The organism is Microbispora sp. H10949 (genome assembly GCF_014161435.1).
In the GTDB taxonomy this organism is placed as follows: Bacteria; Actinomycetota; Actinomycetes; order Streptosporangiales; family Streptosporangiaceae; genus Microbispora; species Microbispora triticiradicis.
The window spans coordinates 1-15,085 of record NZ_JABBWZ010000025.1 but is presented as its reverse complement, the minus strand read 5'-3'; the positions used below and the strand labels follow the sequence as shown (position 1 = coordinate 15,085).

Genomic DNA, 15,085 nt, shown 5'->3' with positions numbered 1-15,085 from the left:
GGGAGGAGTTGGGTGGGGGGTATTGGTTTGAGAATTTGCGGCGGCCGGTGGATTTCGCGGGTGCGGTGGGGTCGTTGCTGGGTGATGGTTACCGGTTGTTCGTGGAGTGTGGGGCGCATCCGGTGCTCGGGTTGGGGTTGCGGGGGGTTGTCGAGGAGGCGGGTGTCGAGGCGGGGGTGGTCGGCTCGATCCGGCGGGGCGACGGCGGCTTCGCCCGGTTTGTGACCTCGGCGGCCGAGGCCTACACCCACGGCGCCACCGTCGACTGGACCGCCCTTCTCGGCCGCGAGGGGAAGACGATCGATCTGCCCACGTACGCGTTCCAGCGGCGCCGGTTCTGGCTCGACGCCCCCGCGCGGCGGGAGCGGGACGCCGCGGGGCTCGGCCTGTCCGAGCCCGGCCACCCGCTGCTCGACGCCGCGGCGCCGCTGCCGGCCTCCGGCGGCTTCCTGTTCACGGCGAAGCTCTCCCTCGGCACGCATGCCTGGCCGGCCGACCACGCGGTGCACGACGTCCCCCTCCTGCCCGGGACGGCGCTCGTCGAGCTCGCCCTGCACGCGGGCCGGCAGACCGGCTGCGACCTGCTCGAAGAGCTCACGCTGCAGTCGCCCCTGGCCCTCCCGCCCGACGGCGGAGTGCGGCTGCAGGTTGTCGTCGACCCGCCGGACGACGCGGGACGACGCGGGATCGCCGTGTACTCCCTCGGCGAGGACGAGCCCGACGACGCCGGCTGGACGACGCACGCCGTGGGCTTCCTCGCGTCCCGGCCCGGAGGCGAGGCCGTCTCGCTCACGCGCTGGCCGCCGCCCGCCCCCGAGCTCGACGTCGACGGCCTGTACGACCGTCTCGGCGACAGCGGATTCCACTACGGCCCCGCCTTCCAGGGGCTGCGCCGGGTGTGGAGGCAGGGGGACGAGACCTACGCGGAGGTGAGCCTGGCACAGGACGCCGCCTCCGGTGCGGCCGCTTTCGACATAGCCGATGGGTACGGCCTGCACCCGGCCCTGTTCGACGCGGCGCTGCACGCGATGTTCGTCGGCCGTGACGGGGACGGCGCGCCGGCGCCGCGGCTGCCGTTCTCCTGGACGGACGTCGCACTCCACCGGTCGGGCGCCACGGATCTGCGCGTCCGCATCGTGCAGCGGGGCGAGGAGGCGTGCTCGCTCGACATCTGCGACGCGCGAGGCGTGCCGGTCGCCTCGGTGGGATCCGTCGTGGCCAGGCCGTTCTCGGCCGACCGGCTGCCCGGGACGCGCGCCCCCGGCGCGGACTGCCTCTTCCGCCCGGAGTGGGTGCCCGTGGACGCGCCGCCCGCCGCCGGGATCCTCTTCGCCGACGACCTCGACGACGTGCCCGAGCAGGTGCCCGCCGCGGTCGCCATCGATCTGAGCGCCGCCGCTGGAGAGGCGGCCGGTGCAGAGGCGGCTGACCGAGACTCGGACCCGGCCGCTGACGGGGACGGCGACGCGGCGTCGGCCGCCCGCCTGAACACGCGCCGCGTCCTGGCCCTGGCACAGCGGTGGCTGGCGGAGGAACGGTTCGCGGACGCGAAACTGGTCGTCGTCACCCGGGGCGCGGAGGGCGACCCGGGACAGGCGGCGGTGTGGGGACTGGTCAGGGCGGCGCAGGCCGAGCACCCCGGCCGCTTCGTGCTCGTCGACGTCGACCGCGACACGGACCATGATCGTGGCCGGGACGACTGCACGACGGCAGTGGCCGCGGCGGTGGCGACGGGGGAACCGCAGCTGGCCGTACGGAACGGCAGGCCGTACGCCCTGCGGCTGACCCGGGTGCGGGAGGCGCCCGCCGCGCCGTCGCGCCCGCTTGACCCCGAGGGCACGGTGCTGATCGTCGGCGGCAGCGGCGGCCTGGGCCCGGTGGTGGCCCGGCATCTGGTCGCCGCGCACGGCGCGCGGCACCTGCTGCTCCTGTCCCGCCGTGGCTCCGCCGCGCCCGGGGCCGACGAACTCGCCGCCGGCCTCGCCGAGGCGGGCGCGTCGGTGACGTTCGCCGCCTGCGACGCCTCCGACCGCGGGGAGCTGGAAAGGGTCCTCGCGGGGCTCGACCACCCGCTGACCGCGGTGATCCACGCCGCGGGGGTGGTCGACGACGGGGTGATCGAATCTCTCACGCCGGAGCGGATCGACACGGTGTTCGCGGCCAAGGTGGACGCCGCGGTGAACCTGCACGAGCTGACGCGTGACGCCGACCTGTCCGCGTTCATCCTGTTCTCCTCGGCGGCGGGCACGTTCGGCGGGCCGGGCCAGGGCAACTACGCCGCGGCCAACGCCTTCCTCGACGCGCTCGCGGTCCGGCGGCGGGCCGAAGGACTGCCCGCGACGTCGCTGGCCTGGGGCGTCTGGGCGGAGGCCGGCGGGATGGCGGGCCGCGCGGGCGAGGCCGGCGGGCGGGGCCGGATGGCCCGCAGCGGGGTCCTGCCGATGTCCGCCGAGCTGGGCCTGGCGTTGTTCGACGCGGCCGTCGCCCGTGACGACGCCGTCCTGGTGCCGATCCGCCTCGATCTCGGCGAGGTGTCGTCCTCGCTGCTGCGCGGCATGACCCGGAGGCGGACGGCGGCGGCCGCGCCCGTGGCGGTGGAGTCGCTGGCGGACCGATTGGCGGCCATGCCCGCGGCGCGGCGGCATCGGACGCTCACCGACCTGGTCCTCGGGCACGTGGCGACGGTGCTGGGGTACGAGCCGGGCACCGCCGTGGATCCCGCCCAGTCGTTCAAGAACCTCGGGTTCGACTCGCTGCTCGCGGTGGACCTGCGCAACCGGCTTGCCGAGACGACCGGGCTGCGGCTGCCCGCGACGCTGGTGTTCGACCACCCCACGCCGGCGGATCTCGTCGCCTACCTGCGGCCACAGCTACTGACGGACGAACCGGACCCCGACGGGCCCGGCGCGGCCGAGGCGCTGCTGGCCCGGCTCGACGACCTGGACGAGGCTCTCGGCTCGCCGGCCGTGACGGACGCGGAGCGGGCGGCGCTCGTCGCCCGGCTGAAGGCCCTGACCGCCAGGCACGCCGCGGGCGCGACCGGCGCCTCCGCGGTCGGCTCGGCGGCCGTGGACGACGCCACAGACGACGAGATGTTCGCGCTGATCGACCGGGCGATCGGCGCGGCCTCCTAGTGCGCTGTCCGCCAACGTTCACCGGGGTGGAGGGAGCGGAGCGGAAGGGACCGAGGACCGCAAGCGTTGCGCCCAGCGAAGCGGGCTTCGCGAGGACCGGAGGTTCCTTCCGGCGCAGTGACCGACCAGGCCGGCGAAGCGCAGTGATGGACCAGGCCGGCGCAGTGACCGACTAAGCCAGCCCGGTGACCGACCAAGCCGGCGCAGTGACCGACCAAGTCAGCGCGGTTACCGACAAGGCAGGCGCGGTGACCGCCCCGGCCAAGTTCGCGGACACCTCACTGGGCCTGTCACCAAGGCCCGCTCCCAGGCTTGGCACCGCCTACCAGGTGCATCCGACGACGTCATGAATCCGGAGGAGACTGATCGTTTTGCGTGTTCTGTTCACATCGTTCGCCCTGGACGCCCATTATCTCGGTTCCGTCCCGCTGGCCTGGGCTTTGCGGGCCGCCGGGCACGAGGTGCGGGTGGCGAGCCAGCCCGCCCTCACCCGTACGATCACCGCGGCCGGGCTGACCGCCGTACCGGTCGGCGACGACCGGGAGATGGGCGGGGCGATGTCGGGTGTCGAGGTCGACGACGCCGGCACGCCGTGGAACGCCGTCGACCTCGACCCCGCCCGTCCCGAGGTGCACTCCGCGGAGTTCGTCGGCGCGCTCCACGACATGCTGCCGAAGGCGTTCTTCGCGCACGTCAACGGTGACGCCATGATCGACGACCTGGTGCGCTTCGCCCGATACTGGCGGCCGGACCTGGTGATCTGGGAGCCGTTCACGTTCGCGGGGGCGATCGCCGCCAGGGCGGCGGGGGCGGCGCACGCCCGGCTGCTCTGGGGTGCGGACCTGTTCCTCGACCAGCGGGTGGCGTTCCTGGGCCATCTGGCCGCCCGGCCGGGCGGGCCGCACCGCGACCCCCTGGCCGACTGGCTCGGCGAGGTGCTCGACCGCCATGGTCTGACCTTCGATGAGACCGTGGTCCGCGGGCACTGGACGATCGACCAGATGCCGGTCAGCATCCGGCTGCCGCTCGGCGAGCCCACGGTGCCCATGCGCTACGTCCCGTACAACGGCACCTCGGTGCTGCCCGGCTGGCTGCGCCGGCCGCCGGAGCGCCCGCGCGTGTGCGTGACCGTCGGGCTGACCGCCAGGGACGGCGCGGACTACCTCGTCGGCTCCCTCGCGGGCCTGTTCGACGCGCTCGGCGACCTGGACGTCGAGGTCGTCGCGACCCTGAACGCCGAACAGCGCGAACGGGCGGCGACGCTGCCGGACAACGTCCGCGCGGTGGACTTCGTCCCGCTGCACGCGCTGCTGCCCACCTGCTCGGCCATCGCCCATCACGGCGGCGCGGGGACCTGGTCCACGGCGGCCGCGTACGGCGTGCCGCAGTTCGTCTTCCCCTCGGTCTGGGACAACTTCTACCGGGCGCGGCGGACCGCCGAGATCGGCGCCGGACTGATGGTCCCGCAGGACGAGCTGACTCCGGCCGCGCTGCGCGGCGGGCTGGAGCGGCTGCTGGCGGAGGAGCGGTTCACCGACGGCGCCGAGCGGCTCCAGGCCGAGATGGCGAGTGACCCGAGCCCGGCCGACGTGGTGCCCACCCTGGAGAAGCTCACCGCGCGGCACCAGGAGTTCGACGCGTGACCGCGTACGACGGCCGCCGGCAGCCGGGAGGATCCCCATGCGAGTACTGATCGTCGCGCTGGGCACGATGGGCGACGTCGCGCCGTACACAGGGCTCGCGGCCCGGCTGGGGGAGGGCGGGCACGAGGTCGCCGTCGCGGCCTATGCCAGGTTCGCCGGCATGGTCCGCGCCACCGGCGCCGAGTTCCGGGAGGTCTCCGGCGACCCGGCGGCGGCCGGCGGGTGGACCCAGGCCGAGGACGGCAGGCAGGCGATCCGGAGCATGCGGGAGTCGGTGCTCGACCGCGGCCGGGTCATCCTCGACGCCGCCCGGTCGCACCGGCCGGACGTCCTGCTGCTGTCGCTGCCCGCGATGCCGGGGCTTCAGGTCGCCGAGAGCCTCGGCATCCCCTGCGCCGGCGTGTTCCTCGACCCGCTCTATCCCACCGCGGAGTATCCGCCGACCTACCTGCCGATCAGTCGTTCGCTGGGGCCGTGGGGCAACCGCACCGCCCATCACCTGATGAACGGCGTCTTCTCGCTGCTGCTGGACGGCGCGACGAACCAGTTGCGCGCGGGGCTGGGACTGCCCGCGCTGAGCCGGCGGGAGATCGCCCGGCAGATCGCGCGGACGCCGGTGCTGCACGGGATCAGCCCGGCCGCGCTGCCCCGGCCGGCGGACTGGCCGGAGACGATGGAGATGTCCGGCTACCTCTGGCCGGCGGTCGCGCCCGGCTGGCGGCCGCCCGCGGATCTCGCGGACTTCCTCGCCGCGGGGCCGCCCCCGGTCTTCGTCGGCTTCGGCAGCCGGAGCATGTCCGGGCAGGAGGCCGAGAAGATCGCCGGGATCGTCGGCGAGGCGCTGCGGCGCACCGGGCGGCGCGGCGTGCTCCAGGCCGGGTGGGCCGGGCTGACCGGCCACTCCGACGATGTCGTCACGATCGGCGAGACGCCGCACGAGTGGCTGTTCCCGAGGATGGCCGCGGTGGTCCACCACGCGGGGGCCGGGACGACCGCCGCCGGGCTCCGCGCCGGCGTGCCCACCGTGACCATCCCCATCCTCGGCTCCCAGCCGTTCTGGGGCGGCCGAATCGAGGCGCTGGGCGCCGGTCCCGCGCCGGTTCCGTACCGGAAGCTCAGCGTCGACCGCCTCACCGCGGCGATCTCCGCGGCGGTGTCCCGGCCCGGGTACCGGGCGGCGGCCGAAGCGCTGAGCGGGCGGATCGCCGCCGAGGACGGCGCCGGGAGGGTCCTCGCGGCGCTCGACCGGCTGGCCGGCCGCGCCGCGGCCGACGACCGGACGTGAGACCTGCGAGGTGGCCGGTGCGCCGGCAGCTTCTCCGCCGTTTCTGCCTGGTTCCGCGGAGTGCGGGGGTGAATGATCCCGCCAGGCGGAATCTTTCTCCGCTGTCTGTTTCGATCTGGGGGCACACGTGACCGTCTTCCATCCGTACGACGTCGCCGCCTTACGGGCCGAGTTTCCCGCGCTCGGGGCGGGCTCGGCCCATTTCGACGGCCCCGGCGGCCCGCAGGTGCCGCGGGCGGTGATCGACGCGATCGTGGAGGCGATGTCCAGCCCGCTCGCCAACCGGAGCAGCAACACCACCGGCGGGCGCAACGCGGACGCCATCGTCGTCCAGGCGCGGCAGGCGCTCGCCGACTTCTTCGGCGCGGACCCGGGCGGGATCGTGTTCGGGCGGAACGCCACCCAGCTCGCCCACGAGTTCTCCCGGACGCTGGCCAAGACCTGGGCTCCCGGCGACGAGGTGGTGGTGACCCGGCTCGACCACGAGTCCAACGTCCAGCCGTGGGTGCTGGCGGCGGCCCAGGCCGGGGCGACCGTCCGGTGGGCCGACTTCGACCCGGAGACCGGCGAGCTGACGGCGGACCACGTCCGGCGGGTCCTGTCGGACCGGACCCGCCTCGTCGCCGTGACCGCCGCCTCGAACCTGATCGGCACCAGGCCGCCGGTCCGGGAGATCACCCGGCTGGCGCACGAGGCGGGCGCGTTGTGCTACGTCGACGCCGCCCACTACAGCGCGCACGTCAGCGTCGACTTCGACAGCTTCGGCGCCGACTTCGTCGCCTGCTCCGCGTACAAGTTCTTCGGGCCGCACCTCGGGGTGCTGGCCGCGCGGCCGGAGCTGCTGCGCACCCTGAGCCCCGACAAACTGCCTGCCTCGACCGACGTCGTCCCGGAACGCTTCGAGCTCGGCATCCTGCCGTACGAGGTGCTCGCGGGGGTCCGGGCGGCGGTGGACTTCCTGGCCGGGCTGAGCCCCGTGCGGGCGGGCACCCGCCGGGAGCGCCTCGTGGCCGCGCTGGGCGCGATCGAGGCGCACGAGGACGCGCTCCGGCTCCGGCTGGAGCGGGGGCTCGCCGAGCTGCCCCAGGTCACGGTGCACTCCCGGGCCGCCAGCCGGACGCCCACCCTGCTGCTGAGCGTGGCGGGGCACGACCCCCGGGACGTCTCCCACCACCTCGCGGCCCTCGGCATCGACACCGAGTCCGGCACCTTCTACGCCGCCGAGGCGTCCCGGCGGCTGGGCCTGGGCGACCGGGGCGGGGTGCGCGTCGGGCTCGCCCCGTACAACGACGACGACGACATCGACCGCCTCCTCGCCGGTCTGGCGGCGTACGTGGGCGACCACGTCCCTCCCGCGCTGGGGCGGGACCGGCTGTTCGTGACCCCCTGAACGACCCCCTGAGTGCTCACCGAGTGACTCATTGAGTGACTCCCCGAGTGACCCCTGACCTCGTTCGCGCGGTTCCCCGCGACGATCTCCCTCGACGATCGGAAGCACCCTTGACCGAGACACTCCTCGACGACGTGTGGATCCGCCGCTACCACGACGGACCCGGGACGCACGGACCCGCGGGGTCCGCCACCCTCGTCTGCTTCCCGCACGCGGGCGGATCGGCGAGCTACTTCTCCACGCTGTCGGGCCTGCTGCGGTCCAGCCACCGGGTGCTGGCGTTGCAGTACCCCGGACGGCAGGACCGGCTGCGCGAGCGCTGCCTGTCCACCATCGACGAGCTCGCCGACGAGGCCTTCAACGCGCTGGAACCCCTCATGGGCGGGCCGGTCGCGCTCTTCGGGCACAGCATGGGCGCGATGATCGCCTTCGAGGTGGCGACCCGGATGAAGCGGCGGCGCGGCCTCGACCCCGCGGCGCTGTTCGTGTCGGGCAGGCGGGCCCCCTCGCGGGACCGCCACGACGACGAGATCGTGCACCTGGGCGGTGACAGCGCTCTCGTCGCCGAGATGAAGCGGCTGAGCGGCACGGACGCGCGGGTCCTGGACGACCCGGAGGTGGTCGAGATGATCCTGCCGGCGCTGCGGAGCGACTACCGGGCGGTCGAGACCTACCGGTACCGGCCCGGGCCGAGGCTCGGCTGCCCCACGATCGCGCTGACCGGCGACGACGATCCGAAGGCGAGCGCGGACGAGGTCGACGCGTGGCGCGACCACACCTCCGGCGAGTTCCGGATGCACGTGTTCCCGGGCGGGCACTTCTACCTGAAGGAGCACTGGACGGCCGTCGCCGACGTCATCGCCGGGCAGCTCGGCCGGGCCCGCCCGGACCAGTCTCGGTGAGCGCGGGGGTGGGAGCCGGCGTGGGAGCGGGGGCGGGGGCCGCCGTGGACGAGCCCGCCGGCGTACGCGCCCCGCGACGGGCCGCCGCGGGCGTCGCCGGCTCCTGGCCGGTGCTCGCCGTCGCGGGCGCGCTCGGCCTGGCGCTCGCGCTGACCGGCGGGCGGTACGGCTACTTCGGAGACGAGCTGTACTTCTGGGCCGCGGGTCACCACCTCGACTGGGGATTCGCCGACCAGCCCCCCTTGCTGCCGCTGCTCGCGCGGGTGATGGACCTCGTCGCTCCGGGGTCGTTGGCGGTGATGCGGCTGCCCGCCCTGGTGTGCGCCGTGGGCGGGGTGCTGTTCGCCGCGGCGATCGCCCGTGAGATGGGCGGCACCCGGCGGGCGCAGCTGCTGACCGCCGTCGCCGTCGCCGGGTCGCCGGTGCTGGGCGCGGGCGGGCACGTGCTCGCCACCACGCCCGTGGACACGTTCCTGTGGATCGTCGTCACCTGGCTGCTGGTCCGGTGGGTCCGGCTGCGCGACGACCGGCTGCTGCTGTGGTCGGGACTGGTCACCGGGCTCGCGCTGCAGGGCAAGTACACGATCGTGTTCTTCTGGCTGGTCGCGGGTGTGGCGATCGCGGCCGCCGGGCCGCGCGAGCTGCTGCGGCGCCGGTGGTTCCTCGCCGGCATGGCGGTGGCGGCGCTGTCCTGCGTCCCGGCCGTGCTGTGGCAGGCCCGCAACGGCTGGCCCCAGCTGGAGCTGGGCGCCGTGCTGGCCGGGGAGCACAGCCCGGCGGGGTTCTTCCTGCTGTTGCTGGGCTCGGCGGGCGTCCTCGGCACGCCGCTGCTCGTGTACGGACTGTGGCGCGCGCTCCGGACGCCCGAGTATCGCTTCCTCGGGTGGGCCCTGGCCGGGCTGGTTCTGGTGTTCGTCCTCACCTTCGGCGCCGGCTACTACGTGACGGGGCTGTTCCCGGCAATGTGGGCCGCCGGCGCGGTGGGTCTCGACCGCGTACGCGGCCGGTGGCCGGTATGGGTGGCGTGGCCCCTGGCCGTGCTGTCGGCGGCCATGGTGCTCGCGGTGCTGCCGGTGCGGCCGGTGGAGACCCTCGTCGGGCAGGACGGCGCGGAGAACCTCGTCAACGCCGAGAGCGTCGGCTGGCCGGAGCTCGCCGACGCGGTGGCCGGGGCGTACCGGGCATTGCCGCCGGAGGTCCGGAGGCGCACCGTGGTCGTCACCGGCCACTACTGGAGCGCGAGCGCGATCGAGCGTTACGGCCCCGCGCGCGGGCTGCCGCACGGCTACAGCCCGCACCGGGGTTTCTGGTACTTCGGCCCGCCCCCCGACGACGCCACGGTCACGCTGTACGTCGGCGACCCGCCGGCCCGTCTGCGCGACTCCTTCACCCGGGTCCGCCGCGTCGCGGCCGTCGACAACGGCCTGAACGTGAGGAACACGTTCCAGGGCGCCCCGATCTGGCTGTGCGAGGAGCAGCGGGAGCGGTGGTCCGCCCTCTGGGGGCGGCTCCGCGTGCTTTGACGCGCTCCCCGGCCTTGAAGGCCGGGGATTTAGCCCGTGCCGCTTCATGCGGCACCTCTGAAGCTTCCTGCTTCCTCGCGCTGTGCCGGGGCAGGCCCCGGTCTTACCCGCGCTCCACAGGCATTTAGCCTGTCCGCCCGTCCGGCGGCCAGGATGTTGATCGCCGCATTGATGTCCCGGTCGTGGACCGCCCCGCACGGGCAGGTCCACGACCGGATCGCAAGCGGCATCGATTCGGCGACGGTCCCGCAGCCAGAGCAGAGCTTGGAGGAGGGGAACCATCGGTCGATCTTGGCGAAGTGGCGGCCGTACCGCGCCGCCTTGTACTCCAGCATTGCGACGAACTGCGACCAGCCCGCATCGTGAACGGACTTGGCAAGGCGGGTGCGCCCGAGGCCGGACACGAAGAGGTTCTCCACGTACACCGCTTGGTTATCACGGATGATCTGGGTGGAGAGCTTGTGTGCCCAGTCACGGCGCGCATCGGCCACCCTGGCATGTGCCGTGGCGGCCTTGGCCCTGGCCTTCTGGCAGTTCGCTGAACCTTTCTCCTTAAGGGAGAGCTCCTGCTGTGCCTTGCGCAGGCGCCGCTCGGCGCGGCGGAGGAAACGCGGGTTGTCCACCTTCCGGCCGTCAGAGGTGACGGCGAAGTGGGACAGCCCGAGGTCGATCCCCACTTCGGCGGCCGTCTCCGGAAGCGGGGCCTTGCCGGTCTCGATGACGAACGAGGCCGAAGTACCTGTCGGCCGCGTCCTTGACCACCGTCACGCTGGACGGTTCGGTGGGCAGGTCCCGTGACCAGCGGACTGGAATGTCACCGATCTTCGGCAGGCGCAGCTTCCCGCCAGGGGTGAGGGAGAACCGGGCGTTCTTCGTGAAGCGGATCGCCTGCCGGTTGTCCTTGCGTGACCGGAAGCGGGGCGGGGCGATCTTCGGGCCCTTCCGCTTTCCGGTGACCGAGTCGAAGAAGTTCCAGTACGCCTTGTTCAGGTCCGCCAGCGCCTGCTGTAACACCACGGCGGACACCTCGCCCAGCCAGGCACGATCGGGGGTCTTCTTCGCCTGCGTGATGACCCGCTTGGACAACTCCCCGTCCGAGATGTACGGCACGCCTTGTTCCCGAGCGTCCTGCCGTGCGCAGCCCGTCGTTGAACACCACCCGCGCACACCCGAACGCACGGGCCAGAGCATGACGCTGGCCCGGCGTCGGATAGAGGCGGAAGTTGTACCTGAGCTGCACACCGTGACCATACCAATCGGCCTGTGATCGAATATTGAGACATCAGAACCGGAAGAAATTGCGTTTTCGTCCCGCGGGCCCACTTGGTTTTCGTGACCAAGTTCCGGCATCGGGTATTCACCGGGGCACACCTGGAACGCATGGAGCAGATCATGCGGGACGTCTGCGCCGACTTCGAGACCGAACTGGCCGAGTTCAACGGCGAGGCCAACCACGTACACCTGCTGGTGGACTTCCCGCCCAAGATCGCCCTGTTCCGGCTCGTCAACAGCCTCAAGGGCGTCTCCTCCCGCCGGATGCGACAGGAGTTCCCCGAACTGGCCCGCCACTACTACCGAGCGAACAAGCTGTGGTCGGGCTCCTACTTCGCGGGAAGCGTGGACGGCGCACCGATCAGCGTCCTGCACCAGTACATTGAGCAGCAGAACCGCCCCGTCTGAGCCCTCCTGGACGCCGATCCGCCTTGGCCGCGGATCGGCTTTTCCTGCCCGGCTACGCAAGCAAGTCCGCTCCACCCCCGGCCTGAAGGCCGAAGCACTGCGGACCAATCCGGTAGTCCGGCCGGTCCGGCGGCACCCGCGCCGGGCCGGCCGTCACGCGGGTCCGCTCACGATCGGGGCGGCCGCGCCATCGTCCGCTCGGGTTCGAGACCCAGCCCGTCGCCCCCGGCGAGCATGTCATCGCAGACCCGGTGGAAGTGGGTGATCAGGCACTCGCGTTCGTTGAAGATGTTCTGCCGGTACGCCGACGACCGGGCGACGGCCGCGACGTTGACCCATTCGTCGACGTCCTGCTGCACCACGGCCTTGATGCCCTCCCAGAGCATCTCCGCGAGGTCCTGGTAGTCCTCGTCGTCCGTGTCGTACTGCAGTTCCCACGCCTCGAAGCGGGTCCTGTTCACGCCGAGCGGCACCGAGCGGAACAGCTGGGTGTGCACGTTGTGGCAGTTGAAGACCGCGCTGGGGAACAGGTTGTAGTTGCAGATCGCGAGGGAGGTGTGGTCGAGCGTCCGGCGTAGCTCCTCCAGCACGCCCATCAACGGCACGACCATCATGCCGTTGCGCCCGAAGACGTCCATCGTCGCCTGCCGGGCGTCCTTCACGTCGGCGGCGGGGATCTGGTGCAGCGCCTGCGCGTGGTAGAACTCGCTGAAGGCGTCGATGACGACCTTCCAGTTGACGTCGACCTCCCATTCGACCTTCTCGACGAGCTTCATGTCCTCCATGCGGAAGGCCCCGAGGTCGCCGGCGAGCTCCGGGCCGATCCAGTCGAGCAGCGGCCCCGCCACGCCCGGCCCGGCCAGGACCGCCCACACCCATCCGCCCCATTCGTCGAGTTCGACGGCGGGAGAGCACAGGCCGTCCAGGGTGGCGCGGTCGAAGTCGGGCCGGTCCGGAACGCCGATCACCCTGCCCTCGACGTCGTAGGCCCAGTTGTGCCAGCGGCAGGTGAACCGGCGTGCCCCGACGCCGTTCTCGACCACGATCCGGGTGCCGCGATGCTGGCAGACGTTGTGGAAGCCGGCCAGCCCGCCGTCCTTGCGCCGGGTGACGACGATGCTCTCCCCGTGGCCCTCCCACACGTGGTGGTCACCGGGACCGGGGATCTCGCTGGAACGGCAGATGATCTGCCAGCTCCGGTTGAGGACCCGGAGCCGTTCCTGCTCGAAGCGCTCGGGGTCCCGGTAGACGTCGGCGTCGAGCGTCGACGGCCCGATCGGCGGCACGTTCGGGATCCCCGGGCCGAAGCGGGCGGGCAGATCGCCGCGGGTGGGTTTGAAGACCACAGTCGGACCTCCGTCGGTCTGAGCACGATGCCCGGCGTCGGATTCACCGGGGATGCGACCGGATCATGCGCACTCGCGCGGGCGGGGTCCAGGCAGAACCGATGGCGACTATCCGAAGTGACCGGCCAGAGCCCGTTATCCGGCGCTTTCTGCCGATCCGCAATGTGTAACAGGTTTCGCCGCTAATTCTGCCTGGACCCTGTCCCCGGCGCAGCCAGAGGATGCGCAGGCAGCGTGATTCCGTCGTGAGCCGACAGACGGGGCGGGGCTCCGGCGCGATCCGAGATCTGCGCGCGGGGGGACGAGGGGAGAGTTGTCCGTGGGCGCCGAAAACGAGGAGAGACTGCGCGGCTACCTCAAGCGCGTGACAGCGGAACTGCTGGAGACCAGGGAGCGTCTCGCGGAGGCGGAGGGGAGCCACGCGGAGCCGATCGCGATCGTGGGCATGGCCTGCCGGTTCCCCGGTGACGTCCGCTCGCCCGAGGACCTCTGGCGGCTGGTCGAGAACGGGGACAGCGGCGTCACCGGGTTCCCCGAGGACCGCGGCTGGAACCTCGCCGCGCTCGGCCCCGACAGCGAGGACCCGGCGTCGCGGTGCGCTTCGCGGCACGGCGCCTTCCTCCATGACGCCGCCTGCTTCGACGCCGAGTTCTTCGAGATCTCGCCGCGCGAGGCGGTCGCGATGGACCCGCAGCACCGCCTGCTGCTGGAGATCGTCTGGGAGGCGCTCGAACGGGCGGGCATCCCGCCCGAGTCGCTGGGCGGCAGCGCCACCGGCGTCTACGTCGGCATGATGGCCGGCGACTACGCGATCCCGATGGCCACGTCGAGCCGGGGGACGCCCGGACTCGGCGGGTTCCTCGTCAACGGCAACACGAACGCCATCGCGTCGGGGCGGATCGCGTACACGTTCAACCTGCGGGGTCCCGCGGTCACGATCGACACGGCGTGCTCGTCCGGGCTGGTCGCCCTGCACGACGCGTGTCACGCGCTGCGCCGGGGCGAGATCTCGGTGGCGCTGGCCGGGGGCGTCGCGGTGATGTCGACGCCCGCGCTGCTGGTCGAGTTCACCCGCCAGGGCGGGCTCGCCGCGGACGGCCGCTGCAAGGCGTTCGCCGCCGCCGCGGACGGGACCTCCTTCGCCGAAGGCGTGGGGATGCTCGTCCTGGAGCGGCTGTCGGACGCCCGCCGCGCCGGTCACGAGGTCCTGGCCGTGGTACGCGGCAGCGCGGTGAACCAGGACGGCGCGTCCAACGGCCTGACCGCGCCGAACGGAGCCGCCCAGCAGCAGGTGATCCGGCAGGCGCTGACCGCCGCCGGGCTGGCGCCGTCGGACGTGGACATGGTGGAGGCGCACGGGACGGGCACCCGTCTCGGCGACCCCATCGAGGCCCAGGCGCTGCTGGCCACGTACGGCCGGAACCGGGAACGTCCGCTGTATCTGGGCTCGGTGAAGTCGAACATCGGCCACACCCAGGCCGCCGCGGGCATCGCCGGGGTGATCAAGACGGTCATGGCCATGCGCAACGGCGTCATGCCGCCGAGCATCGGGATCGACGAGCCCACCCCGCACGTCGACTGGTCCGCGGGCGACGTCAGGTTGCTGACCGAGACGACGCCGTGGCCGTCGACGGGCGGGCCGCGCCGGGCCGGAGTCTCGTCCTTCAGCATCAGCGGCACCAACGCGCACGCGCTGATCGAGCAGGCGCCGGCCGAGACCGCGGGGGACGCCGGTGACGAAGAGCCCGGTGACGAAGAGCCCGGTGTGCGTCGGCCCGCGGACCTGCCGGCCGTCGCGTGGCCGTTGTCGGCCAAGTCGCGCCCGGCGCTGCGCGCCATGGCGGCGGGACTGCTCGCGCGCCTCGACGCGGAGCCGGAGGTCGCCGACGCCGACGTCGGCCTGTCCCTCGCCGCCGGGCGCGCCACCCTGAGGCATCGTGCCGTCGTCGTCGGCTCCGGCCGGAAGGACCTGCGTACGGGCCTGGAGGCGCTGGCCGCCGGGGAGCCCGCGGACACCCTCGTGGAGGGCTCCGCGACGACGACGAACCCGGGCCCGGTCTTCGTGTTCCCGGGTCAGGGGCAGCAGTGGGCGGGGATGGCGGCGGGTCTGCTGGCGGAGTCGCCGGTGTTTTCGGCGCGGGTGGAGGAGTGTGTGGCGGCGTTCGAGCCGTTGGTGGATTTC

Annotated in this window: 9 protein-coding genes and 1 pseudogene; 8 read left to right on the top strand and 2 right to left on the bottom strand. The window is 72.9% G+C overall.

Translation table 11 applies throughout. The features are described 5' to 3' along the window. Window positions 1–47: 47 nt before the first annotated feature. From HHX40_RS35340 to HHX40_RS35315, 6 genes are all read left to right on the top strand, one after another. On the top strand, window positions 48–3,134 hold the full coding sequence (locus HHX40_RS35340) for a type I polyketide synthase (protein ID WP_182884029.1): 3,087 nt from the start codon (window positions 48–50) through the stop codon (window positions 3,132–3,134). A 371-nt stretch (window positions 3,135–3,505) separates the two neighbouring features. After that, window positions 3,506–4,777: an activator-dependent family glycosyltransferase gene (locus HHX40_RS35335; RefSeq protein WP_182884028.1), complete on the top strand. Its 1,272-nt coding sequence runs from the start codon at window positions 3,506–3,508 to the stop codon at window positions 4,775–4,777. A 37-nt stretch (window positions 4,778–4,814) separates the two neighbouring features. Beyond that, window positions 4,815–6,062: a glycosyltransferase gene (locus HHX40_RS35330; protein WP_182884027.1), complete on the top strand. Its 1,248-nt coding sequence runs from the start codon at window positions 4,815–4,817 to the stop codon at window positions 6,060–6,062. Between the two features lie 127 nt (window positions 6,063–6,189). Further along, window positions 6,190–7,452: a cysteine desulfurase-like protein gene (locus tag HHX40_RS35325; protein WP_182884026.1), complete on the top strand. Its 1,263-nt coding sequence runs from the start codon at window positions 6,190–6,192 to the stop codon at window positions 7,450–7,452. A 110-nt stretch (window positions 7,453–7,562) separates the two neighbouring features. Continuing rightward, window positions 7,563–8,354 carry a thioesterase II family protein gene (locus tag HHX40_RS35320; RefSeq protein WP_182884025.1) on the top strand — a complete coding sequence of 264 codons (792 nt, stop codon included), beginning with the start codon at window positions 7,563–7,565 and terminating at the stop codon, window positions 8,352–8,354. A gap of 20 nt (window positions 8,355–8,374) precedes the next feature. Beyond that, window positions 8,375–9,877, top strand: a complete 1,503-nt coding sequence (locus HHX40_RS35315) for an ArnT family glycosyltransferase (protein ID WP_220499974.1) — start codon at window positions 8,375–8,377, stop codon at window positions 9,875–9,877. A gap of 44 nt (window positions 9,878–9,921) precedes the next feature. Here HHX40_RS35315 and HHX40_RS35310 read toward each other — a convergent pair. Further along, window positions 9,922–11,117, bottom strand: a pseudogene (locus tag HHX40_RS35310) (RNA-guided endonuclease InsQ/TnpB family protein). A 41-nt stretch (window positions 11,118–11,158) separates the two neighbouring features. On the opposite strand from HHX40_RS35310, the gene tnpA reads away from it, so the two are divergent. After that, window positions 11,159–11,557: an IS200/IS605 family transposase gene (tnpA, locus tag HHX40_RS35305; protein WP_182884030.1), complete on the top strand. Its 399-nt coding sequence runs from the start codon at window positions 11,159–11,161 to the stop codon at window positions 11,555–11,557. 167 nt (window positions 11,558–11,724) lie between these two features. On the opposite strand, the gene HHX40_RS35300 is transcribed toward tnpA, so the two are convergent. Further along, window positions 11,725–12,903, bottom strand: coding sequence for an aromatic ring-hydroxylating oxygenase subunit alpha (locus HHX40_RS35300; protein WP_182884024.1), 1,179 nt, complete (start codon window positions 12,901–12,903; stop codon window positions 11,725–11,727). Window positions 12,904–13,222: 319 nt separating this feature from the next. On the opposite strand from HHX40_RS35300, the gene HHX40_RS35295 reads away from it, so the two are divergent. Beyond that, window positions 13,223–15,085, top strand: a 1,863-nt coding sequence (locus HHX40_RS35295) for a type I polyketide synthase (RefSeq protein ID WP_220499972.1), incomplete at its 3' end; no start/stop codon positions are given.

Bases quoted from the DNA above. Each gene is read 5' to 3' on its own strand.
- HHX40_RS35330 (WP_182884027.1), top strand. From the start codon at position 4,815: ATGCGAGTACTGATCGTCGCGCTGGGCACGATGGGCGACGTCGCGCCG.